Source organism: Streptomyces sp. NPDC051567 (assembly GCF_044454165.1).
In the GTDB taxonomy this organism is placed as follows: Bacteria; Actinomycetota; Actinomycetes; order Streptomycetales; family Streptomycetaceae; genus Streptomyces.
Genome location: NZ_JBITDK010000020.1, coordinates 22782 through 48314 on the forward strand (window position 1 = coordinate 22782; position 25533 = coordinate 48314).

Annotated in this window: 22 protein-coding genes; 11 read left to right on the forward strand and 11 right to left on the reverse strand. The window is 74.1% G+C overall.

Annotated elements, in window-relative coordinates; all coding sequences use genetic code 11:
* Positions 1 to 8 precede the first annotated feature (8 nt).
* The 4 genes from ACIA5F_RS21325 to ACIA5F_RS21340 form a co-directional block, all read right to left on the reverse strand.
* A complete protein-coding gene (locus ACIA5F_RS21325; protein WP_399355234.1) occupies positions 9 to 1448 on the reverse strand; it encodes an amino acid permease in 1440 nt (479 codons plus the stop codon).
* 259 nt (positions 1449 to 1707) lie between these two features.
* Positions 1708 to 3252, reverse strand: a complete 1545-nt coding sequence (locus ACIA5F_RS21330; RefSeq protein ID WP_399355236.1) for an APC family permease — start codon at positions 3250 to 3252, stop codon at positions 1708 to 1710.
* A gap of 119 nt (positions 3253 to 3371) precedes the next feature.
* The gene (locus ACIA5F_RS21335; protein WP_399355238.1) at positions 3372 to 4319 is read right to left on the reverse strand and encodes a hypothetical protein; all 948 of its coding nucleotides are present in this window, start codon (positions 4317 to 4319) and stop codon (positions 3372 to 3374) included.
* A 940-nt stretch (positions 4320 to 5259) separates the two neighbouring features.
* Entirely contained in the window at positions 5260 to 6915 is a 1656-nt protein-coding gene (locus ACIA5F_RS21340; RefSeq protein ID WP_399355240.1) for an FAD-binding dehydrogenase, read from the reverse strand.
* Positions 6916 to 7123: 208 nt separating this feature from the next.
* Here ACIA5F_RS21340 and ACIA5F_RS21345 point away from each other — a divergent pair, with 208 nt between their 5' ends.
* The 7 genes from ACIA5F_RS21345 (at position 7124) to ACIA5F_RS21375 (ending at position 12701) form a co-directional block, all read left to right on the forward strand.
* Entirely contained in the window at positions 7124 to 7522 is a 399-nt protein-coding gene (locus tag ACIA5F_RS21345; RefSeq protein ID WP_399355242.1) for a YidH family protein, read from the forward strand.
* A 77-nt stretch (positions 7523 to 7599) separates the two neighbouring features.
* Positions 7600 to 7905, forward strand: a complete 306-nt coding sequence (locus tag ACIA5F_RS21350; RefSeq protein ID WP_399355394.1) for a DUF202 domain-containing protein — start codon at positions 7600 to 7602, stop codon at positions 7903 to 7905.
* Between the two features lie 186 nt (positions 7906 to 8091).
* Positions 8092 to 8388: a hypothetical protein gene (locus ACIA5F_RS21355; RefSeq protein ID WP_399355244.1), complete on the forward strand. Its 297-nt coding sequence runs from the start codon at positions 8092 to 8094 to the stop codon at positions 8386 to 8388.
* A 98-nt stretch (positions 8389 to 8486) separates the two neighbouring features.
* Positions 8487 to 9398 (forward strand): MBL fold metallo-hydrolase, encoded by a 912-nt coding sequence (locus ACIA5F_RS21360; protein ID WP_399355246.1) that lies wholly within the window; start codon positions 8487 to 8489, stop codon positions 9396 to 9398.
* A 276-nt stretch (positions 9399 to 9674) separates the two neighbouring features.
* Positions 9675 to 10718 carry a phosphotransferase family protein gene (locus tag ACIA5F_RS21365; protein ID WP_399355248.1) on the forward strand — a complete coding sequence of 348 codons (1044 nt, stop codon included), beginning with the start codon at positions 9675 to 9677 and terminating at the stop codon, positions 10716 to 10718.
* Positions 10719 to 10729: 11 nt separating this feature from the next.
* Positions 10730 to 11944 (forward strand): acyl-CoA dehydrogenase family protein, encoded by a 1215-nt coding sequence (locus ACIA5F_RS21370; protein WP_399355250.1) that lies wholly within the window; start codon positions 10730 to 10732, stop codon positions 11942 to 11944.
* 133 nt (positions 11945 to 12077) lie between these two features.
* Positions 12078 to 12701 carry an acetate uptake transporter gene (locus ACIA5F_RS21375; RefSeq protein ID WP_399355252.1) on the forward strand — a complete coding sequence of 208 codons (624 nt, stop codon included), beginning with the start codon at positions 12078 to 12080 and terminating at the stop codon, positions 12699 to 12701.
* Positions 12702 to 12776: 75 nt separating this feature from the next.
* On the opposite strand, the gene ACIA5F_RS21380 is transcribed toward ACIA5F_RS21375, so the two are convergent.
* The 3 genes from ACIA5F_RS21380 to ACIA5F_RS21390 all read right to left on the reverse strand — a co-directional run bounded on the left by ACIA5F_RS21380 (position 12777) and on the right by ACIA5F_RS21390 (position 16113).
* On the reverse strand, positions 12777 to 13388 hold the full coding sequence (locus ACIA5F_RS21380; protein WP_399355254.1) for a TetR/AcrR family transcriptional regulator: 612 nt from the start codon (positions 13386 to 13388) through the stop codon (positions 12777 to 12779).
* Positions 13389 to 13495: 107 nt separating this feature from the next.
* Complete coding sequence (locus ACIA5F_RS21385) at positions 13496 to 15112, reverse strand: class I adenylate-forming enzyme family protein (protein ID WP_399355396.1); 1617 nt, start codon at positions 15110 to 15112, stop codon at positions 13496 to 13498.
* A 236-nt stretch (positions 15113 to 15348) separates the two neighbouring features.
* Positions 15349 to 16113: an SDR family oxidoreductase gene (locus tag ACIA5F_RS21390; RefSeq protein WP_399355256.1), complete on the reverse strand. Its 765-nt coding sequence runs from the start codon at positions 16111 to 16113 to the stop codon at positions 15349 to 15351.
* Positions 16114 to 16437: 324 nt separating this feature from the next.
* Between ACIA5F_RS21390 and ACIA5F_RS21395 the strand changes: the two genes are divergently transcribed.
* The 3 genes from ACIA5F_RS21395 (at position 16438) to ACIA5F_RS21405 (ending at position 20094) form a co-directional block, all read left to right on the forward strand.
* On the forward strand, positions 16438 to 17721 hold the full coding sequence (locus ACIA5F_RS21395) for an exo-beta-N-acetylmuramidase NamZ domain-containing protein (protein ID WP_399355258.1): 1284 nt from the start codon (positions 16438 to 16440) through the stop codon (positions 17719 to 17721).
* Positions 17722 to 17861: 140 nt separating this feature from the next.
* A complete protein-coding gene (locus tag ACIA5F_RS21400; protein ID WP_399355260.1) occupies positions 17862 to 19340 on the forward strand; it encodes a serine-threonine protein kinase in 1479 nt (492 codons plus the stop codon).
* A 94-nt stretch (positions 19341 to 19434) separates the two neighbouring features.
* Positions 19435 to 20094: a hypothetical protein gene (locus ACIA5F_RS21405; protein ID WP_399355262.1), complete on the forward strand. Its 660-nt coding sequence runs from the start codon at positions 19435 to 19437 to the stop codon at positions 20092 to 20094.
* A 156-nt stretch (positions 20095 to 20250) separates the two neighbouring features.
* Here the strand turns inward: ACIA5F_RS21405 and soxR are convergent, their stop codons facing one another.
* Positions 20251 to 20694 (reverse strand): redox-sensitive transcriptional activator SoxR, encoded by a 444-nt coding sequence (gene soxR, locus ACIA5F_RS21410; protein ID WP_399355264.1) that lies wholly within the window; start codon positions 20692 to 20694, stop codon positions 20251 to 20253.
* 93 nt (positions 20695 to 20787) lie between these two features.
* Between soxR and ACIA5F_RS21415 the strand changes: the two genes are divergently transcribed.
* Positions 20788 to 21249: a MaoC family dehydratase gene (locus tag ACIA5F_RS21415; protein ID WP_399355266.1), complete on the forward strand. Its 462-nt coding sequence runs from the start codon at positions 20788 to 20790 to the stop codon at positions 21247 to 21249.
* A 131-nt stretch (positions 21250 to 21380) separates the two neighbouring features.
* Here ACIA5F_RS21415 and ACIA5F_RS21420 read toward each other — a convergent pair whose 3' ends face one another.
* The 3 genes from ACIA5F_RS21420 to ACIA5F_RS21430 form a co-directional block, all read right to left on the reverse strand.
* Complete coding sequence (locus ACIA5F_RS21420) at positions 21381 to 22016, reverse strand: TetR/AcrR family transcriptional regulator (RefSeq protein WP_399355268.1); 636 nt, start codon at positions 22014 to 22016, stop codon at positions 21381 to 21383.
* 177 nt (positions 22017 to 22193) lie between these two features.
* Positions 22194 to 23606, reverse strand: a complete 1413-nt coding sequence (locus ACIA5F_RS21425) for an aldehyde dehydrogenase family protein (RefSeq protein WP_399355270.1) — start codon at positions 23604 to 23606, stop codon at positions 22194 to 22196.
* Positions 23607 to 23708: 102 nt separating this feature from the next.
* Complete coding sequence (locus ACIA5F_RS21430) at positions 23709 to 25217, reverse strand: CitMHS family transporter (RefSeq protein WP_399355272.1); 1509 nt, start codon at positions 25215 to 25217, stop codon at positions 23709 to 23711.
* Positions 25218 to 25533 lie beyond the last annotated feature (316 nt).

Here is a 25533-nt window from a genome sequence, read left to right on the forward strand (position 1 = left end):
GGTGGGGGTCAGTGGCGGGAGGCGGCCAGTTCGGCGACGCGGCCGCGGACCAGGAACCAGCCGCCGACCAGGGCGGCGGCGATGACCGGGACGAACATGACCGTGGTGCGGCCGACGCCGCCGTCGGACCACATCAGGACCAGGACCGTGAAGAGGAAGACCAGCGTCACGATCTGGGTGTACGGGGCCCAGGGCAGCCGGTAGGAGGGGCGTTCGAGCAGGCCCGCGCGGGCGCGGCGCCAGAAGTGGAGCGAGCAGAGCATGACCATCGCCCAGGTGCCGAGGATGCCGAGCGAGGCGAAGTTCAGGACGATCTCGAACGCCTCCGCGGGCATGAAGAAGTTGAGGCCGACGCCCGCCATGCCGAAGGCGGCGGTGAAGAGGACCCCGCCGTAGGGGACCTTGCCCTTGTTCATGCGGGCGGTGAACTTCGGCGCGGAGCCGGACATGGCCATCGAGCGCAGGATGCGGCCGGTGGAGTAGAGGCCGGAGTTCAGGCTGGAGAGGGCCGCGGTCAGGACGACCAGGTTCATGATCCCGGCGGCTCCGGGGACGCCGAGTTTGTCGAAGACGGTGACGAACGGGCTCTGGCCGGAGGAGTACGCCGTGTACGGGAGCAGCAGGGCGAGCAGGGCCACGGAGCCGACGTAGAAGATGCCCACGCGCCACATGATCGAGTTGATCGCCTTCGGCATGATCTTCTCGGGGTTCTCGGTCTCACCGGCGGCGACGCCGCAGAGTTCGACGGAGGCGTACGCGAAGACCACGCCCTGGATCACCAGGAGCATCGGGAGGACGCCGACGGGGAAGAGGCCGCCGTTGTCGGTGAGGGTGGACAGGCCCGGGGTGTGGCCGTCGATCTCGTGGCTGGTGGCGACCAGGTAGATGCCGACGAGGAGGAAGATCACGAGGGCGCCGACCTTGATGATCGAGAACCAGAACTCCATCTCGCCGAAGTACTTCACCGAGATCAGGTTCGCGGTGAGGACGACGGCGAGGGCGATCAGGGCCAGCACCCACTGCGGGACGCTGGTGAACATCGACCAGAAGTGCGCGTAGGTGGCGGCGGCCGTGATGTCGGCGACGGTGGTCGTGGACCAGTTCAGGAAGTAGAGCCAGCCGGCCGTGTAGGCGCCCTTCTCCCCCATGAACTCGCGCGCGTAGGAGACGAAGGCACCGGAGGAGGGGCGGTAGAGGACCAGCTCGCCCAGGGCCCGGACCACGAAGAAGGCGAAGACGCCGCAGACCGCGTAGGCGATCGCGAGGGACGGGCCCGCGCCGGCGAGGCGGCCTCCGGCGCCGAGGAAGAGGCCGGTGCCGATCGCCCCGCCGATCGCGATCATGTTGATGTGGCGGGACTTGAGGTCCTTGCTGTACCCCTCGTCACCGGCGTCGACATGACGGGAGGGCGCCGGGGCGGTGGCCTCGGCCAAGGTGCGGTCACTCATCTACGACTTCGCCTTCGTGTGCGTACAGGCAGGTCCGGATCGCGGCACAGGGCAACTGATGGGTGCGTCTGTACCGTGATCCGGTGATTTGGTCGCCCCAGGAGACCATGGGCCCGCGCCACCCGCCAAAATCGGCCCTGACGCACCGAAGCCCCCGACGGGCCGGGAATCGGCCGTCGGGGGCTTCGTAGGGGTGAAGGGCGGGGCGGGCGGACCGGGTTGTTCCGCGTACCGGCCGGGCGGGGCGGCGGGGGCCGGGTCAGTGGCCGGGGTCGGTCTCCGCCGCCTGGTCGAGGCGGAACGCCTCGTTGCCCAGGCCGATGCGGGCGTGGACCTCCGGGCGGCGGCGGCGCAGCACCTCCCCGTACACCAGGCCGCCCACGACGGCGGCGCCGATGATGCCGGGCAGCAGCCAGACGAGCGCGGAGCCCTGTTCGGCGCCGACGAGGACGCCGAAGTCCTTGACCGTGTACACGACGATGGCGAGGAGGGCGAGACCGGCGATCCCCGACGCGACGAGCCGCCAGACCTGGGCGACCGCGGTGCCGCGGCGGACGAAGAAGGCGATGACGGCGAAGGAGGCGGCGGCCATGAGGACGGTCACGCCGAGGGCGCCGACGCTGCCCATCCAGGTGAACAGGTGCAGGATCGGGGCGGTGGGGTCGCCGACCGGCTTGTCGTCGGTGACGGCGAAGACGAGGACGACCACGGTCGCGATCACGGTCTGGAGGAGGGAGCCGGTGGCGGGGGCTCCGGTGCCGGCGTTGGTCCGGCCGAAGGCGGCCGGGAGCAGGCCCTCGCGGCCCATGGCGAAGGCGTAGCGGGAGACGACGTTGTGGAAGCTGAGCATGGCCGCGAACATGCCGGTGACGAAGAGGACGTGCAGGACGTCGGTGAAGGTGGAGCCGAGGCGGGCCTCGGTGAGCTGGAAGAGCAGGCCGGGACCGGCCTCGGCGGACGACCGGACGACGTCGGCGGGGCCGGTGGCGACGGTGAGGGCCCAGGCACTGAAGGCGAAGAAGAGGGCGACGAAGCCGACGGCGAGGAACATCACCCGGGAGACGACGATGTGCGGCTTGCTGGTCTCCTCGGCGTAGACCGGGGACTGCTCGAAGCCGACGAAGGCGGCGATGCAGAAGCAGAGGGCGGTGCCGAGGCCGGCGCCGGTGAGGGCCTCGGGGTCGAAGGCGTGCAGCGAGAGGCCGGCGGAGGCGGGCTGGGCGATGGCGGCGACGTCGAAGGCGACGACGAGGGCGACCTCGATGACGAGGAGGACGCCGAGCACCTTGGCGTTCAGGTCGATCTTGAGCCAGCCGAGGGCTCCGGTGGCGGCGACCGCGACGAGGGCCGGTACCCACCAGACGAGGTCGATGCCGAGGTAGGTGGCGAAGAGCCCGGACACCTCGAAGCCGAGGATGCCGAAGAGGCCGACCTGCATGGCGCTGTACGCGGCGAGGGCGACGAGGGCGGCGCCCGCGCCCGCGGTGGGGCCGAGCCCGCGGGCGATGTACGCGTAGAAGGCGCCCGCGTTGTGGACGTGGCGGCTCATCTCGGCGTAACCGATGCTGAAGAGCGCCAGGACGATGCCCAGGATGACGAAGAGCAGGGGCAGGCCGACGATGCCCATGACCCCGAAGGCGGTGGGCATCACACCGGCGACCACCATCAGGGGGCCGCTCGCGGCGAGTACGGAGAGCAGCAGGCCGGCGGTGCCGAGACGGCCGGCGCGCAGGGCCCGGTCCTGGCCCTTGTAGGTGCGGATCTCGGCCGGTTCCTTGAACATGGTGGATCTGCCCGTCGCCATGGCGGGGTCCTTTCGGGGACTGCGGGAGCCTCGGTGGCTCGGGGTTCGGGGGGCTTCGGTGGCTCTCCGGTGTCCTCGGGGTGTGTCGTGCCGGGGTACGACCGGGTCGGGGCGGGCGGTCAAGCGGTGCCGAGCGCGGCGCTGCGCGCGGCGAGGAACGCCTTGTGCGGGTCGAGGTCCGGGTAGGACCAGGGGGCGCGGGTGGCGTGGCCCCCGATGCGGTGGAAGAGGGCGGCGGCCTCGGCGGGGCGGCCCTCGCAGAGCTTGGCGTGGGCGAGGAAGTTGAGGTCGACCCGGTTGCGGGGGTGGTCCTCGCGTTCCCACTCCAGCCACCAGTCGAAGGCCGAGCGCAGCACCTGGCGGGCGCGGCGGCCGGACCAGTGGTCGGCGGCGCCGTCGGGGGTGTGGCCCTGGGTGGCGGCCAGGACCCGGTAGCGCTCGGCGTGCGCGATGACGGGGAGGACGGCGAGCGGGGAGTCGGCCGGGGACTCCTCGGCGGCCCAGGCCGCGAAGTCGTAGACCTCGTGGAGCGGGTCGTGGCCGGAGGCGGGGGTGCGTTCGGCGAGTTTGGCGACCATCAGGTGGTGGGCGTGGTGGTGCTCGCGGTGCCGGGCCCGGACCTGGTCGAAGTGGCGGCTGAACTCCTCCTCGGTGCCGAAGGCACGGGAGAGCAGGAGCAGTCCGAGCCAGGGCGTGGGGTCGGCCGGGAGCAGGGCGGCGGCCCGGCGGCAGGCGTCCTCGGCCGCTTCGGGCGTGCCCTTGCGGCGCAGGGCGGTGAAGACGGTGGCGCAGGCGAGGAGGGCGGTGGCGTCGGCGCTGCCCGGTTCGGCGAGCAGCCATTCGCGGGCCCAGGCGGTGGCCGCCGGGGTCTCGGCGAGGACGACGATGCGGTGGCCCCGGCGGTCCCAGTCGTCGCCGGTGGAGACGAGGAGGGAGCGGACCTTGGACCAGCGGCCCTGGGCGAACTGGGCGCGGACGTCGACCAGGGAGGTGTCGCAGAGGGCCGGGTCGAAGAGCTGGGCGTCCCGTTTGCGGGTGCGGCCGAGGGGCGGCGGAGGCGGGGACATCCGCGGATTTCCCTCCAGGGCACGGGCGCGGTCGGTCGAGCGTGAGCGGTGGCCGGAACACGTGTGTGCGGTAGTGGACGAGTGACGGGGCCGGGGTCGTGCGGTGGTCGGAGCGGTGAACGATCTCGGATGATCACACACAGCAAACCGGTAGGCACAGCTCCGCGTCAAGGTCCAGCCCACTGCGTGGCGGATTTCAACTGGTCGAACGGGTGGCAGAGTTGGGCTTCTTGTCGTGGTTCGGGCGGTGTGCCGGGGCGCGGTGCGGGCCGGACGGTCCGGCGCGGCGCGGATTCGTGGTCCCCCGCGGCACCCCTTCCCCTCGTCGTCCCCTCGCCTTCCCGGCTTCCCCGGCGGCGGTCCGGCGGGCCCCCGGCGGTGGCGCCGGGCGGGACGAGGGCCCACGCCAGCGGCTCGCCCGGCGCGTCCGGCGCCGGGGCCGGACGGCGGGCCGGAGCCGGTGGCCGGGCCCGGGCGGCACGGGCGGCGGAGCGCGCCGTGGCCGTGGCGGAGCCAGTACGGGCGGGGTCACCGCCGGGGCGCGGACGCCGCCCCCGCGGCCCGCGCGGGGCGCGGGGCCGGGGCGGCGCGGGAGGGCCGGGAAGGCCCCGCCGGTGGCTGAATGTCGCGCCACCGGTACGGCGCGTACGCGCGGGGCGGCCTCGACGGGGCGCGGGGCGGGGCCGACGCGGGCGCCGGGAGGCCCCGGGGCGGGCGCCGGGCAGTTGCCGGGCGGCCTTGGCGCGGGCGGCTGGCGGCCGGGGGCCGGTTGCCGGGCGGGCCCCGGGTCCGGCACCCGGGCCCCGGACCCGGGACCGGAGGGTTACGGCCCGGCGGTGAGGTCCCGGCCCCCGGCCTTCGGCGCCCGCCGGGCCGCGCGGCACGGCACGGCGCCCCGGAGGTGGGTGGCCCGGGGCCCGGCGGGCGGGACGCGGCGGTGTCAGGCGGTCGCCCGGGCCGCGGCGCGGCCCGCCGTGCGGCCCGAGAAGAGGCAGCCGCCGAGGAAGGTGCCCTCCAGGGAGCGGTAGCCGTGGACCCCGCCGCCCCCAAAACCGGCCGCCTCGCCCGCCGCGTAGACGCCCGGCAGCGGCTCCCCCGCCCCGGTGAGGACCCGTGAGGAGAGGTCGGTCTCCAGGCCGCCCAGGGACTTGCGGGTCAGGACGGAGAGCCGTACCGCGATCAGCGGGCCCGCCTGCGGGTCCAGGAGGCGGTGCGGGGCGGCGGTGCGGATCAGCCGGTCGCCCAGGTACTTGCGGGCGCCGTGGACGGCCATCACCTGGAGGTCCTTGGTGAAGGGGTTGAGGGTCTCCCGGTCCCGGGCGGTGATCACCTGCCGCAGCGCGGCCTCGTCGATCAGGTCCTGCCCGGTCACGGCGTTCATCCCCCGTACGAGGGCGGACAGGTCGCGTTCGACGACGAAGTCGGCGCCGTGGTCCATGAACGCCTGCACCGGGCCCGGTACGGCCCGGCGGGCGCGGTCGAGGACCCCGCGGACCGACTTCCCCGTGAGATCGGGGTTCTGCTCGGAGCCGGAGAGGCCGAACTCCTTGCCGATGACGCGCCGGTTGAGCACGAACCAGGTGTGGTCGTGGCCCGTCCGCATGAGGTGGTCGAGGGTGCCGAGGGTGTCGAAGCCGGGGAAGAGCGGTACCGGCAGCCGGGTGCCGGTCGCGTCCAGCCAGAGCGAGGACGGGCCGGGCAGGATGCGGATGCCGTGCCCGGCCCAGACGGGGTTCCAGTTGCGGATGCCCTCGGTGTAGTGCCACATCCGGTCCTTGTTGATGTGGCGGGCGCCCGCCGCCTCGGCGATGCCCAGCATCAGGCCGTCCACGTGGGCCGGGACCCCGGAGAGCATCCGCCGCGGCGGGGTGCCGAGCCGGGCCGGCCACTGCGCGCGGACGAGGTCGTGGTTGCCGCCGATGCCGCCCGAGGTGACGATCACGGCCTGGGCCCGGAGGGAGAAGGTCCCGGTGCTCGTCCGGCCGCTCGCGACGCCCCGTACGGCGGCGGACGGCTCCAGGATCTCGCCGGTGACCGTGTCGACGGCGCCGGCGGTGCGGGAGAGTCCGGTGACCCGGTGGCGGAAGAGCGTCCGGACCAGGCCGCGGGCGGCCCCGGCCCGGACCCGGCGCACGAAGGGTTCCAGCAGGCCGGGGCCGGTGCCCCAGGTGATGTGGAAGCGGGGGACGGAGTTCCCGTGGCCGGTGGCGTCGTGACCGCCGCGTTCCGCCCAGCCGACCACCGGGAAGAAGCGGACGCCCTGGGCGTGCAGCCAGGGGCGTTTCTCGCCGGCCGCGAAATCGACGTACGCCTCGGCCCAGCGGCGCGGCCAGGCGTCCTCCTCGCGGTCGAAACCGGCGGTGCCGAGCCAGTCCTGGAGGGCCAGGTCACGGCTGTCCCTGATCCGCATGCGGCGCTGTTCGGGCGAGTCCACGAGGAAGAGGCCGCCGAAGGACCAGTGCGCCTGGCCGCCGAGGGACTGCCGCGGTTCCTGGTCGAGCAGGACGACCGAGCGGCCCGCTTCGACGAGTTCGGCGGTGGCCGCCAGGCCCGCGAGCCCGGCCCCGATCACGATCACGTCCGCGTCGTACGTCATGCGCACCCGTCCTCGGTCGGCGATGGGGAAGATCCTTGGCCACGGCATGGCGGGTCGTCAACAGCGGTGGCCGGACGGATCGCCCTGCGGGAGGCGAAGGGGAGCGCGGTGGAGCGCGGTGGATCGCGGACGACGTCCGGCAGCGGGTCCCGGGGCGGGCCGGGGCCCTCGGGCGGCTGCGAGCGCCGCGCGCGCGTAGATTGAAAGGATGATCGACTTTGTCAAAGGCATACGCCTCTGGCTCACGCCCGAGCGGCTGAGGGACGAGGGCGAGACCCCCGACTACCGGTTCTCGCTGGCCAACGAACGGACCTTCCTGGCCTGGATACGGACGGCGCTGGCGCTGGTCGGCGGCGGTTTCGCCGTCGACCAGTTCCTGCCGGACCTGCGGTGGGGCGTACGGGTCGGGGTGGCGCTGGCCCTGCTCGCGGTGGGCGCGGCCTGCGCGGTGCGGGCGGTCAACCACTGGGTCCGGTGCGAGCGGGCGATGCGGCGGTGCGAGGACCTGCCGCTGTCCCGGTTCCCGGTGGTGCTGAGCGCGGGGGTGGCACTGGTCGCGGTGGCGATGATGGCGGTCGTGCTGCTGGGCTGGACGACCGAGCGGTGAGCGGCTCCGGTACGGGCGCCCCCGGGCGAAAGCCGGAACCGGCCGCGGAGGCGGTACCGGCCGCAGAGCCGGAGGCGGTGCCGGGGCGGGACGCGGGGCTCCAGCCGGAGCGGACCCGGCTCGCGTGGCGGCGTACGACACTGGCCTGCACGGTCGCGGCGGTCCTGGCGCTGCGGCAGACGGTGCGCGGGACCGGCTCGCCGGTGGAGGTGGCCGGGGCCACGGCCGTCGCCGCGGTGTGGCTGGTGTTCCTGTGGGTGGCACGCCGACGGATGCGGGCGCTGCGGGCGGCCCGGCCGCCCGGTCTGGCGCCACGGGCGGCGGTGGCGGTGGCGGTGTGCGCGGGGGCGCTGGCGGCGCTCGCCGTGGTGCTGATCGTCTGATCCCGGTCCCAGTCCCGGTCCCAGTCCCAGTCCCAGTCCCAGTCCCAGTCCCAGTCCCAGTCCCGATTCTGCTCCCGGTCCCGATTCTGGTCTTGAGCCGGGGTCCGGACCCCGGCTCTTCGCGCCGTTCTTCGTGTCATGTGGACATAAAGGGTTATTCCCTAGATAGCGGACTAGGCTCGCCGTATGACGACCCTGCACCAGGAACACCCCACGCACACCCACGCCCACGGCTCCGACTGCGGCCACCAGGCGGTGGCCCACGGCGACCACGTCGACTACGCGCACGACGGCCATCTGCACCGGGAGCACTCCGGGCACTGGGACGAGTGCGAGACGCGGACCCACACCGCCCACGAGGGCCACGACCACGCGCACGGACCCGACTGCGGCCACCGGTCGGTGACCCACGGCGACCACCTGGACTACGTGCACGACGGTCACCGGCACGCCGCGCACGACGGCCACTACGACGACCACTGACGGATTCTTCCGGCCGCGACGGCCCCGTTCCTCCCCCCGGCACCCGGGGCGGCTGGCAGGATGCCAACCTCTTGCCACAGTGACCCGGGAGAGCGCAGATGACCGTCGCCGAGCCGTACCTCGTCCAGCCCGCGGCCGGGGTGTACGCCTACGTCCAGCCGGACGGCGGCTGGTGCCTCAACAACGCGGGCTTCGTGAGCGACGGCGGGCAGACCCTGCTCGTCGACACCGCGGCCACCCGGCGGCGGGCGCTGGCGCTGCGCGAGGCGGTCGTGGCGGCCGGGGTCCCGCTCCCGCGCACGGTGGTCAACACGCACCACCACGGCGACCACACCTACGGAAACGGCGTGTTCGCCCCCGGGGCGCTGGTCCTCGGCCACGAGAACGCGCGGGCCGAGCAGCTCGCGGCGGGTCACCAGCTGGAGCTGATATGGCCCACGACGGACTTCGGGGCGGTCGAGATCGTCCCGCCCGGCCTCACCTACAACGACCGGATGACCCTGCACGTCGGCGAGGTGGAGGTGCGGATCGTCCACCCGGGCGTCGCGCACACCACGGGCGACTCGGTGGTGTGGCTGCCCGGGAAGGGCATCGTCTTCACCGGTGACCTGATCTTCGCCGGGGGGACTCCGTTCCTGGCGATGGGCTCGCTGGCCGGTTCGCTGCGCGCGCTGGAGCTGCTGCGCTCCCTGGACGCGGAGACCGTCGTACCGGGTCACGGGCCGCTGACCGACCCCTCGGCGTACGAGGCCACCGGCCGGTACCTGCGGTACGTGGACGAGCTCGCCCGGGAGGGACGGGCGCGGGGCCTGCCCCCGCTGGAGGTGGCCCGCCGGGCGGAGCCGGGCGAGTTCGCGGCCTGGCGGGAGGGCGAGCGGCTGGTGGCCAACCTGCACCGGGCCTACGCGGAGCTGGCCGGGGAGCCGGAGGGCTCGCCGCTGGACATCCTGGCCGTACTGGCGGACATGACGGCGCTGAACGGCGGGACGCCGATCCTCTGCCACGCCTGAACGGGCCGGGGCGGGCCAGGGCGGACCGGACCGGGGAACGTCCGGGCGGGGCCGGGGAACGTCCGGCCGGGCGGCGGCCCCGGCAGTGAACCCGGCGGGGTCTTCCCGCAGGGTGTTCCGGGACGCGCCCTGGACGGCATACCGACTGGTCGGCATGATGGCCTCCGTCAGCGCGCCCCGCCGGTGCACCACCCCGCCGGTACACCCCGTCGGCACGTCACCCCCGGCACATCACCCCCTGCGCGTCACCGTCGACTCCGTACGGAGGCAGGCACCATGACCCCAGCCCCGCCCGCCTCCCCGGCCGGTCCGCCCGGCCTCGATCTGGAACGGCTGCGCGGCCATCTCGCCCGGGTGCGGCCGGGACTGGTGACCGGGGCGCTGCGCGGGCGGCTGATCGAGGGCGGGCGGTCGAACCTGACGTACGAGGTCGGTGACGGGACCGCCCGCTGGGTGGTGCGCCGGCCTCCGCTCGGGCACGTCCTGGCCACCGCGCACGACATGCGGCGGGAGCACCGGGTGATCACCGCCCTGCACGGCACGGCTGTACCGGTGCCCGGGACGGTGCTGCTGTGCGAGGACGGGTCGGTGCTCGGGGCGCCGTTCTACGTCATGGAGTACGTCGAGGGCGTGCCGTACCGGACGGCGGGACAGCTCGCCGGGATCGGCCCCGGGCGGACCCGGCGGGTGGTGCTCGGGCTGGTCGACACCCTGGTCGAGCTGCACGCGGTGGACCCGCGGGCGGTGGGGCTGGGCGACTTCGGCAGGCCCGAGGGGTTCCTCGCCCGGCAGCTGCGGCGCTGGGGCGGGCAGCTCGCCGCCTCGCGGGGCCGGGAGCTGCCCGGGATCGACGCCCTGCACGAGGCGCTGGGCCGGGCGCTGCCCGCCTCCCCCGCCCCGGCCGTGGTGCACGGCGACTTCCGGCTCGACAACGTGCTGGTCGACGGCGCGGACGACACGCTCCGGGCGGTGCTGGACTGGGAGATGTCCACGCTCGGCGACCCGCTGACCGACCTCGGACTGCTGGTCATGTACAGCTCGGACCTGGGCCTGGCGGACTCGCCGGTCGGTACGGCGAGCGCCGCGCCGGGATATCCGGCACCCGCCGAGCTGGTCGCGCGGTACGCCGCCCGGTCCGGCCGGGACACCGGCTCCCTCGCCTGGTACACCGCCTTCGCCTGGTTCAAGCTCGCGGTGATCCTCGAAGGCATCCACTACCGCCACGCGCTCGGGCAGACCGTGGGGGCGGGGTTCGACCGGATCGGCGAGCTGGTCCCGGTCTTCGTCGCGCACGGTCTGACCACCCTCCAGGAAGGCTGAGGAATCCGCTCATGGACTTCGCGTTCGACGCCCGGACCCGGGAACTCCGCGAGCGGCTGCTCGCGTTCATGGAGGAGTACGTGTATCCGGCGGAAGCCGTCGCCGCCGGGCAGCGCGCGCGGCTGGCCTCGCCCTGGGACACCCCGGCCGTCTTCGGTGAACTGAAGGCAGAGGCGCGCCGCCGGGGCCTGTGGAACCTCTTCCTCCCGGACCCCCGGTACGGCGCCGGGCTGACCACCCTCCAGTACGCCCCGCTGGCCGAGATCACCGGCCGCAGCCCGCACCTGGCGCCGATGGCGACGAACTGCGCGGCCCCGGACACCGGGAACATGGAGCTGCTCGCGCAGTTCGGGACCCAGGAGCAGCGGAAGCGGTGGCTGGAGCCGCTGCTGGCCGGGGAGATCCGGTCGGCCTTCGCGATGACCGAGCCCGCGGTGGCCTCCTCGGACGCGACGAACATCGAGACCCGGATCGAGCGCGCGGGTGACGCGTACGTGGTCACCGGCCGCAAGTGGTTCATCTCCGGCGCGATGAACCCGGACTGCAAGATCTTCGTCGTGATGGGGAAGACCGACCCGGACGGCGCCGACCCGCGCCGTCGGCAGTCGATGGTCCTGGTCCCGCGCGACACCCCGGGTGTCGAGGTGCGCCGGGCGATGACCGTGTACGGGTACGAGGACCACGACCACGGCGGTCACGCCGAGGTCGTCCTCGACGGGGCGCGGGTCCCGGCGGGGAACCTGATCGGTGAGGAGGGCGCCGGTTTCGCCATCGCGCAGGCCCGGCTCGGTCCGGGGCGGATCCACCACTGCATGCGGCTGATCGGCATGGCGGAGCGGGCGATCGAGCTGATGTGCCGGCGGGCGGCCGGGCGCAGCGCCTTCGGCGGGGAGCTGGCCGAGCGGGGGGTGGTGCGGAACTGGATCGCGGACGCCCGGGTCACGGTGGAGCAGCTGCGGCTGCTGGTGCTGAAGACGGCCTGGCTGATGGACACGGCGGGGAACCGGGGGGCGCACACCGAGATCCAGGCCATCAAGATCGCGACTCCCCGGGCGGTGGCGGAGATCCTCGACCGGGCGGTGCAGCTGCACGGCGCGGGCGGGGTGAGCCAGGACTTCCCGCTGGCGCAGTTGTGGGCGGCGGCGCGGACGCTGCGGCTGGCCGACGGGCCGGACGAGGTGCACCAGCGCTCGCTGGCCCTGCGGGAGCTGCGGAAGTACCGCTGACCGCCCGGAAGTGCCGCCGACCGGCGTCGTACCGGCCGTCCCGCCCTGCCGGGCGAAGGCGCAGCGTTTGGTCCAGACTACGAGAAAGGTCCGATATCGTCGTTATTTCACCCAACTGAAAGTACTTGTCGTCATGTCTAGCTCCACCCCGTCCCCGGCGTCGGCCGCTCCCTCCCCCGCGGCGCCGCAGATCCCGGTGGTCCGGGTCGCCAACCCCGGGCCGCTCGGTCTGGCCGCGTTCGCCCTGACCACCTTCGTGCTCAGCCTCTTCAACTCGGGTCTGGTCTCGAACGCGGCCCTCAGCGCCGTCGTGCTGCCGCTCGCCCTCTTCTACGGCGGTCTCGCGCAGTTCGTCGCCGGTGTGCTGGAGTTCCGGCGCGGCAACACCTTCGGGACCACCGCGTTCGTCTCGTACGGCGCGTTCTGGATGTCCTTCGCGGGCTATGTGAAGTTCGTGGTCCCGACCCTGCCCGCCGACCAGGCGCACATCGCCACCGGCTGGTTCCTCGCGGCCTGGTGCCTGTTCACCACGTACATGTTCGTCGCCTCCCTCAAGCTCGACCTGGCGCACCGGCTGCTCTTCGGCGTGCTGGCGCTGACCTTCCTCTTCCTGGCCCTGGGCGACTTCGCGCAGAACACCGGGCTGGTCCACACCGGCGGTTTCCTCGGCCTGCTGTGCGCGGGCATCGCCTGGTACATCTCCTTCGCCGTCGTGACCGAGGAGACCTGGGGCCGCAAGGTCCTGCCGCTGGGCTGACCCCCTCGGCGCGCCCCGGCCCGCGCTGCTCGCCCGGCCCGCCCGGTGGTCCCGGCGGGGCTCCCGGCGGCCGGGTCAGGGGCGCAGTGCCCGCAGCAGCAGGTCGGCGAGGTGTCCGGCGATCTGCCGCGGGGTGAGCGGGCCGTCCGCGCGGTACCAGGTGCCGAGGTGGTGGACGGAGCCGAAGTGGTGGTCCACCACCAGGTCGGCGGGGACGGCGGCGGTGAAGACTCCCGTGCGCTGCCCCTCCTCGACCAGGGCCCGGAACCGTTCGTGGTAGCGGCGGCGTTCCGCCCGTACCCGCCGGGACTTCTCCGGGCTGAGCTGGTGCATCGACCGGAAGAAGATCATCGCGTCGTCGAGGTTCTCGATGGTGGTGACGACCACGTCCGCGGCGGCGGCCCGCAGCCGTTCCTCGACGGGCCCGCCGGAGGCGGCCACCTCGTCCAGGCGCCGCTGCTGGAGGCGGAGCATCCGCGCGTACACCTCGTAGAGCAGGTCGTCCTTGGACCCGAAGTAGTGGTAGAGCGCGCCCTTGGTCACCCCGGCCGCCTCGACGACGTCCTGGACGGAGGTGCGGTCGTAGCCGCGCTCGGCGAAGAGGCGGGTGGCGGCGGCCAGCAGCCGCTGCGGTACCGGGGCGCCGCGGGCGCCCCCGGGCTCCGTGGTCGTGGTCGTGGTCCCCATGGCGCGGCCTCCCCTTCCTCTGCCTCGTCCCCCGGCCGGTGCGGCCGGGCCCGTCCGCCGCCGTCCGTCGTACGCGGTCCGTCCGGCCGTCGTCCGTCCGGCCCGTGTCAGCCGCGCTCGCGCAGTTCCCGTCGCAGGATCTTGCCACTGGCCGTCTTCGGCAGGGCGGGCAGGATCTCCACCTGGCGCGGGTACTTGTACGCGGCGATGCGCGCGGCGCAGTACGCCGACAGCTCCGCCGGGGCGGCCGAGGCGCCGGGGCGGAGGCTGACGTACGCCTTCACGTTCTCCCCCCGGTAGGGGTCCGGGACGCCGACCACGGCCGCCTCGCGGACGGCGGGGTGGGTGTAGAGCACGTCCTCGACCTCGCGCGGCCAGACCTTGAAGCCGGACGCGTTGATCATGTCCTTCTTGCGGTCCACGACGTAGAGCCAGCCCGCCGCGTCCATGAACCCGACGTCCCCGGTGCGCAGTTCGCCGTCCGGGAAGGTCTTCGCGGTGTCGGCGGGCAGCCCCAGGTAGCCGGGGACGACCTGGGGGCCGCGGACGGCTATCTCGCCGGTCTCGCCGAAGGGCAGCTCGGCGCCGTCCGCGCCCAGCACGCGCACGACGGTGTCGGTGGAGGGCAGGCCGACGGAGAGGGTGCCGGAGGCGGGGTCGACGGGGGCTTCGCGGTGCGCGGGGACGGAGGCACAGGTGGCGGTGGTCTCGGTGAGGCCGTAGCCGTTGCGGAGGTAGAAGCCGAGGTCGGCGCGGAGCCGTTCGACGAGCGCGGGCGGGAGCGGGGCGCCGCCGGAGGAGAGCACCCGGAACGAGGCGAAGTGGTCCCGGGTGACGCCGGGGTGGGCGGCGAGGGCCATGAAGGCGGTGGCCGGGCCGATGGTGTAGGCGGGGCGGTGTTCGAGGAAGGCGTCGAGGACGACTCCCGCGTCGAAGCGGTGGGCGAGGGCGAGGGTGCCGGCGTTGATGAGGCAGGCCGTGAACTCGCACACCATGCCGGTGATGTGGAAGAGGGGGGCGAGGGCGAAGTACGTGGCGCCTTCCGGGACGGGGTGACCGGTGACCTGTCGCATCGCGTTGTACAGGAGCGCGCCGTGCGGGTTCAGGGCGCCCTTGGGGGCGCCGCTGGTGCCGGAGGTGTAGCTGATGAGGGCGGTGTCGGCGGCGGTGAGCCCCGGGTCCGCCGGGGCCGGGTGCCCCTGGCGGGCCACGGCGGCGAGATCGGCGGTCCCGGCCGGGACCGCCTCGTGCCCGGGGGTGAGGACCCGCAGGTCGTCGCGGGTCTGGAAGTCCCGGGCGGAGGCGGTCAGGACGGTCCGCACGGGCGCGCCCCGGACGGCCTCGCGCAGGTACGCCGTCCAGGCGCGGCCCTCGCAGACCAGCGCGGCGGCCCCGCAGTCGCGCAGGATGCGCCCGGCCTCGCCCGCCTTGTACATCGGGTTGAGCGGGACGACGACGGCCCCGGCCTTCCAGGCGGCCAGGACGGCGAGGACGAAGTGCGGGGTGTTCTGGAGCATGACGGCGACCCGGTCCCCGCGCCGGACGCCGTGCGCCGCGAGGTGACCGGCGACGGAGTCGCAGAGCGCGTCGGCCTCGGCGTAGCCGATCCGGGCGTCGAAGTAGGCCAGCGCGGTACGGCCGGGGGCCCGCGCCACGGCCGCGCGAAAGGCGTGCAGCACGCTGGGCGGCGGCGCGAGCGGCGCCCGCTGGGCCGCGCTGAGCAGGGCACGCCACGGGCGGGCGGCGTACGGGGAGGCGGGCGCTTCGGCGAGGCCGGAGGTGTAGGCAGGACCGGGGACACGGGCGGGCGCTTCGGCGAGGCCGGGTGTGCAGGCGGGACCGGAGGTGCGGGCGGGACCGGAGGTGTAGGCAGGACCGGAGGTGCGGGCGGGCGCTTCGGCGAGGCCGGAGGTGTGCGCGGGACCGGAGGTGTGCGCGGGGCCAGGGGGGCGGGCGGGGGTCACCGGGCCTCCCAGGTGCGCTGGAGGTGGTTCATCCGGCTCAGCCAGCGGTCCGGGTCGGCGGCGCGGGCCGCGGAGAAGTCCGCGACCTCGGGGTGCGGGAGGATCAGGAACCGGCCCTCGTCCATGCCGTCGAACAGCGCGTCGGCGACCGCTTCCGGCTCGATCGCGGTCGGCGCGAGGACGAGTTCGCCCGCGGAACCGGCGGCGGCCAGCATGTCGGTGCGGACCCCCTGCGGACAGATGGCGTGGACCTGGACGCCCCGGTGGCGGTAGGTCAGCGAGAGCCATTCGGCGAAGGCGAGCGCGCCGTGCTTGGTGACACTGTACGGCGCCGCCCCGATCATGGTCAGCAGTCCGGCGGCGGAGACGGTGGAGACGAACCGCCCGCTCCCCCGCTCCAGCCAGTGCGGCAGCAGCGCCCTGGCCGCCCGGACATGGGCCATGACGTTGGTGTCCCAGGCCGCCTCCCAGACGGCCTCGTCGGCGAAGGCGTCGCCGCCCGAGGCGAGCCCGGCGTTGGCGCAGTAGACGTCGACCGTTCCGCCGAGGGCCTCCCGGGCCCGTTCCACGACCGCCGAGGCGTCGCCGGGCAGCGGGAGCGCCCGGTCCCCGATCGCGGCGGCGACCGTGGCGGCCCGCTCCGCGTCCAGGTCGTTGACGACCACCGTGGCCCCCTCGGCGGCGAAGCGGCGGGCGAGGGCGGCGCCGATCCCGGCGCCCGCGCCGGTGACGACGACCCGCTTGTCCTGGTACGCGCTCACGGGGATCACCTTTCGGGGGCGGGACTCCGGACACGGCACGCGGCGCACGGGAGGGACCGGGTGCCGGGTGCCCGGCAGACTAACCAGTCGGTATGCCGGGGCGGAAGGGGCCCTGGTGCCGGTACGGGCGGCGGGACCGGTGCCGGACGGGTGCCCGTACCGGCCGCACCCGCCGCCCGTATCCGCCGGCCGTATCTGTCGGCCGCACCCGCCGCGCGGGCCCGGTCGTCCGTACCCGGTCGTCCGGGCGGTCGCCGGACAGCCGTCCGGGCAATGTCGGCGTGGACCGGGCGGGAGGCCGCGGGCAGCCCGTACCGTGGGTGGATGACGCTGTCGCGACGCGGACTGCTGGGACTGGCCGGAACCGCGGGGACACTGGGTACGGCCCGCGCGCCAGGGGCGTCGGCCGCGGTACCGGCCGCCGCGCCGGAACCGGGCCGGGTGCGCACCGGGTTCGAGCGGCTCGCCGCGGACGGGTACGCCGTCCTCGCCGGGCAGAAGACCGGCCTGGTCACCAACCCGACCGGGATCACCGCCGACGCCCGCCACCTGGTCGACGTCATGCACGCGGACGAACGGGTGGACCTGGTCGCGGTGTTCGGCCCGGAGCACGGGTTCCGCGGGACGGCGCAGGCGGGCGGCTCCGAGGGCGCGTCCCGCGATCCGGCGACCGGGCTGCCGGTGTACGACCTCTACGGCCTCAGCGGGCAGAAGCTCGCGGACCTCTTCACGGCGGCCGGGATCGACACCGTCGTCTTCGACGTCCAGGACGTCGGGGCCCGCTTCTACACCTACATCTGGACCCTCTACGACTGCATGCGCGCGGCGGCGCTCGCCGGCAAGGCGGTGGTGGTGCTGGACCGCCCCAACCCGGTGGGCGGGCGCGGGGCCGCGGGACCGGTGCTGGAACGCCCGTACGCGAGTTTCGTCGGCCGGGAACCGATCGCGCTCGCGCACGGGATGACGGCGGCCGAGCTGGCCCTGCTCTTCAACGGCGAGTTCCTGGCGGACAATCCGGTCGGGCTGCGGACGGTACGGATGGCCGGGTGGCGGCGGGAGTCGTTCTTCGGGGAGAGCGGGCTGCCCTGGATCGCCCCGAGCCCGAACATGCCGACCCCGGACACGGCCCTCGCGTACGCCGGTACCTGCCTGTTCGAGGGGACGAACCTCTCCGAGGGGCGCGGGACGACGACACCCTTCGAGGTGGTGGGCGCGGAGGGCGCCGACCGGCGGTGGGCGCAGGCGGCGGACGCGCTGGGCCTGCCCGGGGTGTGGTTCCGGGAGACCTGGTTCACCCCGGTCTTCTCCAAGCACGCGGGGAAGGTCTGCGGCGGTGTCCGGCTGGTCGTGCACGACCGGGACGCCTTCGACCCGGTACGGGCCGGGATCGGCCTGCTGGTCACCGCGCGGCGGACCTGGAGCGGCTTCGCCTGGCGGGCGGACCACTGGATCGACCGGCTGACCGGCTCGGACCGGGTGCGGACCCTGGTGGACGCGGGGGCCGGGGTGGAGGAGATCGCGGGCGACTGGGCGGCGGGACTGGCCCGGTTCGCGGCGGTCCGGGAACGGTACCTGCTCTACCGGAGCGAACCCGGCCGACCCGGCTGACCCGGCTGGCCTGTTGACCCGGCTCGCCCCGGTGCGCCCGGTCCTGCGGACGCTGCCGCGGGGCTGGCCGGGCGGGCCCGGCCGCAGGATGCTGGTGCCACCGGAGGCACGGCAGGGCACTGCACGGGGAGGCGGACGTCATGACGGACATCGGGGCCGGGACCAGAGCCGCGACCACGGCCGGAGCGGGGGTCGCGGCAGCGGTCGCGGCCGGGACGGGGATCGGGGTCGGGCCGTACGCGGAGCTGACCTTCGACGCCGCCGGGCAGGTGGACCCCGTCACGCAAGGCGCGGTGGCACGGATGGAGGCCACGGACCTGCTGGTCTTCGCGCACGGCTGGAACAGCGACCGGTCCACCGCGACCCGGCTCTACTCCCGGTTCTTCGCCCCCTTCCCGGGTCTGGTGGGGCCAGGGACACGGCTGGGGTACGTGGGGGTCGTCTGGCCCTCGATGCGGTTCCCGGACGAGCCCGTACCGGACTTCGGCCCGCGCGGCGTGCACAGCCCGCACGGCGTGCTCGCGGAGCCCGGCTCCGGGGCGGCGCTGGACCCCGCCACCCGGCAGGCGCTCGGCGCGTACTGGCCGGGGCGGGAGGCCGAGCTCGACCGGGTGGCCGCGCTGCTCGCGCGGCGGCCGGAGTCGGCGGCGGCCTTCCTCGAATTCGGCGCGCTGGTCAGGAGGCTGGCCGGGGTGGACACCACGGCGACGGACGGGACGCCCACCGGACCCGCACCGGCGGACGCCCCCGCGCCGGCGGACGCCCCCGCGCCGGCGGACGCCCCCGCGCCGGCGGATGCCCCCGCGTCGGCCGCCGTGCCCGCGATCCTCACGGAGGACGTCCTGGAGGTGTGCCGGGACCTCACCGTGGCTCTGGCCGAGACGGGAGCGCTGGAACCCGGTCCCGGTGTTCCGGAACCGGGTTCCGGCGCGCGGGGGTTCACGGCTTCCGGCCCGTCGCGCACGCTGTGGAACGGGGCCAAGGAGCTGCTGCGGCAGGCGGCGTACTACCAGATGAAGCAGCGGGCGGGAGTGATCGGCCGGAGCGGCCTCGGCCCGGTCCTGGCGGAGCTCGCGCGCCGTCGCCCGGCGCTGCGCGTCCATCTGATCGGGCACAGCTTCGGGGCCCGCGTGGTCTCCTTCTCCCTGGGCGCGGTACCGGAGGGCGCCCGGTACGTGAAGTCCGTGACCCTGCTCCAGGGCGCCTTCTCCCACTACGCGTTCACGGACCGGCTGCCCTACGACACGGACCGGGGCGGCGCCCTGCGCGGGCTGGAACGGAAGGCCGACGGGCCGGTGGTGGCCTGTCACTCCGCGTACGACACGGCGTTGCGGGTGCTTTATCCCCTGGCCTCCCGGATGGCGGGGGATTCGGCCGGTCTGCTCGGTTCCGACGAGCGGTGGGGCGCGATCGGGCACGACGGCGTACGGGCGGTGCCCGGCACCCCGCGGCTGACCCTGGACGCGGCACTGCGCGAGGGGCTGCCGGAACGCGGGTGCGTCAGCGTGGACGCGGGTTCGGTGGTGCGCCGGGGCGGGCCGCCCTCGGGGGCGCACAGCGACATCTGTCACGAGGAACTGGCCCGGCTGGTGGTCGCGGCGGGCCGGATGGGGGGCTGATTTCCGGCCATGTGCCACCCGCACGCCCCGACCGCCCCGCATGCGCCCTCATCCCGTCGGGCATGTTGGGCACAACAGCGGAGGTGAAGGTGCGATGGCGGGATTCCGGAGTCTGGCCCATCAGGTGCGCGACACGCGCAACGACCGGGCCCTGCGACGCCATTCGCTGCGCCGCTGCCTGGAGCGGTTCGCGCCGTACGGCCACCGGGCGACCTGGTGGCACCTGTGCGACCGGCACGGGATCGCCCCCGAGGACCGGGGAGCCGATCCGCTGCGGCTGGTCGCGGCGCTGGAGGAACTGGAGGAGGCGCGGGCGGTCTGGCTGGAGTACGAGCGCCAGTTCGCGGAGCGCCGACGCCGGGAGAAGCACCACGGCCTGCGCCGCCCGGAGTGGGCGTGGGGCGGGAGCGGTGAGGCGGTGGTGCGGTGCGCCGATCCCGGGGTGCGCCCACAGGGTCCCCTGGGTGAGGTGTTGCGGCGGCTCGTGACGGCGCTGGAGTCGGAGCCGGGCACGGCGTGCCCGGTGTGCGGGGCGCGGGAGCTGCGCTGGCCCACGACCGTTCCGGGACAGCACACGGGCCCGGGGCAGCACACGGGCCCGGACCGGCGGACGGTCCCCGGACGGCGGCGGGGGACCGCGCCGGGGCCCGCCCCCTGGGAGGGTGCCTGGGCCTGGGACGGGCCGGTGTGCGCGGGCTGCGGGATCGTGGTGCCCCGGCCCGCGCTGGCGGAGGCTCCGGCCGGGGCGGCGTGAGAGCGCCACCACCGGTCCCGCTGGACGTCACCCGCGACGCGGCGGACGTGACGCGGCGCCCGTGGCAGGACGGACGGGCGCGCGGGTCGGCACGGGGGACGCCCCGCGCCTGTAGGCCGGGCGGCCGGTGCGCCGGTGCGCCGGTGCGGATGGTCTCTAGAGCCGCGAACCGGTGAGCCGTTCGCCGAAGACGTCGTCCGGGTTGGACAGCGCGCAGTTCTCCATCGAGAGGCAGCCGCAGCCGATGCAGTCGGTCAGGTGGTCGCGCAGACGGCCCAGCTGGGCGATGCGCTGGTCGAGTTCGGCGCGCCACGCCTCCGAGAGCCGGGCCCAGTCCTCGCGGTTGGGGGTGCGCTCCTCGGGGAGCCGGGCGAGCGCCTCGCGGATGCTGGCCAGCGGGATGCCCACGCGCTGGGCGGCGCGTACGAAGGCCACGCGGCGCAGGGCGTCGCGGGTGTAGCGGCGCTGGTTGCCCGCGGTGCGGCGGCTGCTGATCAGCCCCTTGGTCTCGTAGAAGTGGAGCGCCGAGACGGCCGCGCCGCTGCGGGCGGACAGCTGGCCGACGGTGAGTTCATGGACGTTCTCGGGAATCTGCGGCACCCCGCCGAGGGTAGCGGGAGCCTCGTTGACATCCCTCCGGGGCCCCACCATCCTGAGCGAGCGCTCATTCTCCCGCGAGAGGCAGGGGCAGGCATGGCCGAGCCGAGGATCTTCACGTCCGCCGAGGAGCTGCGCGCCGGGATCGGCGAGCCGCTCGGCCCCAGCGCGTGGCTGGAGGTGGACCAGAAGCGGATCGACCTCTTCGCCGACGCCACCGGCGACCACCAGTGGATTCACGTGGACCCGCAGCGGGCGGCGGCCGGGCCCTTCGGTTCCACCATCGCCCACGGATATCTGACACTGGCACTGCTGCCCAGTCTGGTGCCGCAGGTCATGCGGGTGGAGGGGGTGCGGATGGGCATCAACTACGGCGTGGACAAGGTCCGTTTCCCGGCTCCGGTACCGGTCGGGTCCCGGCTGCGTTCCACCGTCGTGATCACGGCGGTCACGGAGGCGGGGGGCGGCGTCCAGGTCGCGGCCACGGTCACGGTCGAGCGGGAGGGCGGCGACAAGCCGGTGTGCGTGGCGGAGTCGGTGTCGCGCTACTACTTCTGAGGACACCTGATTCCGACACCTGCCGCTGACACCACTGACACCACTGACGGTGTGCGCGGCGCGTACGGCGCGCGTGCGCTGCGGGACTTCGGCGACAGCGGCGGCAGGGGCCGCAGAGGCGCCAGCAGGGCCTACGCCCGTGCGCCCGGACGGGCCTCGACCATGCGGAGCACCAGGCCGGAGTAGAGGGCGCCGACCTCGTCGGGCGTGCGCTGTCCGGCCGTGCTGAACCAGCGGGCCACGTCGATGCAGAGGGACAGGACGGCGAGGGTGGTGCCCGGCACGTCGGGGACGTCGAACTCCCCCGCGCCGACCCCGTCGGCCAGGATGCGGCGCACGGTGGCGTCACTGCGGCGGCGCAGCGCCACGATCTCGGAGCGGTGCTCCGGAGCGAGCGCGTCGAGTTCGTACTGCACCACGCGCGCGGTGGTGTGATGTGCCGCGTGCCACCGTACGAAGGACCGTACGGCGGCGTCGAGCCGCTCGGCGGCGGACCCGGGCGCTCCGGCCGCCGTCGTCAGGATCTCCAGCGCCTTGTCGTGGCCTATCCGGCTGATCCGGTGGAGCAGCTCTTCCTTGGTCTTGTAGTGGATGTAGAGAGCGGCCGGGCTCATCCCGGCCCGGCCCGCGATGTCACGTGTGGTGGTCGCGTGATAGCCGCGCTCCGCGAAGGCTTCGACGGCGGCGACGAGCAGCCGCCGCGCGGCGTCGGGGGTGACCTCCGACCACGGCTGGTAGCCGTCCGCCGTCTCCTGCGCGCCGTCCATCGCCCGCTCTCCCTCTCCTCCGTGCCAGAGCCGTACAAGAAATGCACACCTTACCGGAGGGTGAGCAAGCGCTTAGCGCCCCTGCGCAGACCGGAAAGGAGTGGAGGGGAAGGGGAGGGAGCCGGAGGTAGCGGAAGGAGCGGGCGGAGACCGGAAGGGTGCGGCGATGCCCACGGCCTAGAACTGCAGGGACTTGGTCTGGAGGTACTCGGCCAGGCCGTGCGGGCCCAGCTCGCGGCCGATGCCCGACCGCTTGTGACCGCCGAAGGGCGCGAGCACGTTGAAGCGACCGCCGTTGATGTCCACCTGCCCGGTCTCCATCCGGCGCGCGAAGGCCACGGCCGTCTCCTCGTCCGCCGCCCAGACCGCGCCGCCCAGGCCGTACACGGTGCCGTTGGCGATGCGCAGGGCCTCGTCCTGGTCCTCGTACGCGAGGATCGACAGCACCGGGCCGAAGATCTCCTCCTGGGCGATGGTCATCCCGGGTGTGACATCGGCGAACACGGTCGGGGCGACGAAGTACCCGCGCGCGTGCGGCGCGTCGGGCCCGCCGGCGACGAGGCGCGCACCTTCCTCGATGCCCCGGACGATGTACGCGCGGACGCGGTCGCGCTGCGCGGCGTTGACGAGCGGGCCGAGGCGGGTGCCCGGGTCGCGCGGGTCTCCGGTGGGGTAACCGGCGACGGCGGCGGCCACGAGCGAGACGGCCTCCTCGTACTGGTCCCGGTGGACGAGCATCCGGGTGAGCGCGTTGCAGCTCTGGCCGGAGTTGTTCATGACGTGGCCCACGCCTGCCGTCACGGCCTTGGCCAGGTCGGCCCCGGGCAGGATGACGTTGGCGGACTTCCCGCCCAGTTCGAGGGCGACCCGCTTGACGGCGGCACCGGCCGTGGCGCCGATCTTCCGGCCGACGGCGGTCGAGCCGGTGAAGGAGACGAGGTCGACGCCTTCGTGCGCGGCGAGGGCCTGCCCGGCGACCGGGCCGGTCCCGGTCACCAGGTTGAAGACTCCGGCCGGGATGCCCGCCTCGTGCACGGCCTCGGCGAAGAGCTGTGCGGTCAGCGGGGTGTCCTCGGCCGGTTTGAGAACGAGGGTGCAGCCGGCGGCGAGAGCGGGCGCCACCTTGGCAACGACCTGGTGCAGCGGATAGTTCCAGGGGGTGATGGCCCCGACCACACCGACCGGCTCCAGCAGCACGGTGGAGTTCCCGATCCGCTCCTCGAAGGGGTACGAGGCCGCGAGTTCGGCGAAGGAGGCGGCGACCGCGATGGGCGAGCCGACGTGCACCCGTTCCGAGAAACCGATCGGGGAGCCGAGTTCGGCGGTGACCGTGTCGGCGAACTCGGCCCTGCGGGCGACCAGTACGTCGCGGAGTGCGCCGATCCGGGCGGCCCGCCCGGCCGGGGGCGTGGCCGCCCAGGCGGGGAGGGCCGTGCGGGCCGCGCGTACGGCCGTGTCCACGTCCCTGGCGTCGCCGGCCGGGACCTCGGCGAGGAGCCGCTCGTCGGCCGGGTCGAGGACCGCCGTCCGCTCGCGCCCGGCGGCGGGCCGCCACTGTCCGCCGATGTACATCCCGTCGTGGGCCTTCATGGCTTTCCCTCCCGAGCACGCACGAGCACGTGGACCTGGCCTCGCGGACACCTTACAAACCGGCGGCGGCCGCTGCGGAGGCCAGGGCCTTGTCGTCCGGGATCAGATGATGCCGAAGAGCATGCCCGCCGCGAGGACGACCAGGGAGGTCAGCGCCGCCCATTTCACGGTGAAGCGGGTGTGGTCCCCGAACTCGACCTTGGCCATGCCGACCAGGACGTAGACGGCCGGGACCAGCGGGCTGGACATGTGCAGGGCCTGGCCGACCAGGGAGGCGCGGGCGATTTCGAGCGGCGAGACCCCGTGCGCGGCGCCGGCCTCGGCCAGGACCGGCAGGACGCCGAAGTAGAAGCCGTCGTTGGACATGAAGTAGGTGAGCGGCAGGCTGAGCAGACCGGTGACGAGGGCCATGTGCGGGCCCATGCCCTCGGGGATGGCCTCGACGAGCCAGTCGGCCATGCTCTTGACCATGCCGGTGCCGGTGAGGACACCGGTGAAGACGGCGGCGGCGAAGACCATGCCGGCGACGTTCAGGACGTTGTCCGCGTGGGCGGCGATCCGGGCCTTCTGGTCCGGCATGTGCGGGAAGTTCACGGTGAGCGCGAGGGCGGCGCCGAGCAGGAACAGCACCGGGATGGGGAGCAGCTCCATGATCATCGCGGTGAGGAGGGCGACGGTGAGGCCCGCGTTGAACCAGTAGAGGCGGGGGCGCAGGGTCTCGCGGTGGGGGTCGAGACCCTGGAAACCGTCCTCCGACGCGAAGGCCGGGGCATCGTCGGCCGGGTTCCCGTCGGCCGGGTGGCCGCCCGCGGAACCGGCTCCGCCGGTCGTCGCCCTGCCCGCGGTCCGGGCGTTCGCCTTGTCGGTCTTCTTCCCGGTCTTCTTGCTGGTCTTCTTGCCGGACGTGCCCTCGGAGGCGCCCTCGGAGGCGCCCGCGCCGACGGTCACCAGCTCGGAGTCGGAGTCCTGCTCGGTCCCGTGCGTGGGCATCACCAGGGTGCCGACCCGGCGGCGCTCCCTGATGCCGAGGACGTAGGCGAGGATGAAGACGAAGACCAGACCCACGGCGAGGGCCGGGATCATCGGGACGAAGATGTCACCGGCGTCGAGCTTGAGGGCGGTGGCGGCGCGGGCCGTGGGGCCACCCCAGGGGACGGTGTTCATGACACCGTTGGCGGTGGCGGCGACACCCGTCATCACCACGAGGCTCATGCCGAGCCGCTTGTACAGCGGATACATGGCCGAGACGGTGATCATGAAGGTGGTCGAGCCGTCCCCGTCCAGCGAGACGATCGCGGCGAGCACCGCGGTACCCACCACGACCCGCATCGGGTCGGCCTTGCAGAAGCGCAGGATGCCGCGGACGATCGGATCGAAGAGACCGACGTCGATCATCACACCGAAGTAGACGATGGCGAACATCAGCATCGCGGCGGTCGGCGCGAGCTTGCCGACCCCCTCGATGACGTAGTCGCCCAGCTGTGCGCCCTGTCCGGCGAACACGCAGAAGAGCGCGGGGATGAGGACGAGCGCCGCGATGGGCGACATTTTCTTCAGCATGATCAGGACCAGGAAGGTCACGATCATGGCGAAGCCGAGGAAGGTCAGCATGCACGGACGGTAGGTGCCGCTTCCGCGCGTCAACAAGACGTATAGGTGTGAGCAATACGAGCAAAATCCCAGCTCAGGGCGTGGACGCGGGGTCTGCCGGGAAATCGGTGGCACCCGCCGTGCCGTACGGCGGGCCGGGCCGGGCCCGCAGCGGGGGCGGAGAGTGACCGGCCGGACCGTCGTGGACCGGGCGCCGGGGCCGTCACGGGCCCGCCGTACGGAAGGCGTACGGCACGGCGTACGGGAGCGTACGGGAGGCCTGCGGAAGGTCCGAGGGGGCGTACGGGAGGCGTTCCGCGCCCCAGGCGGGCATCGC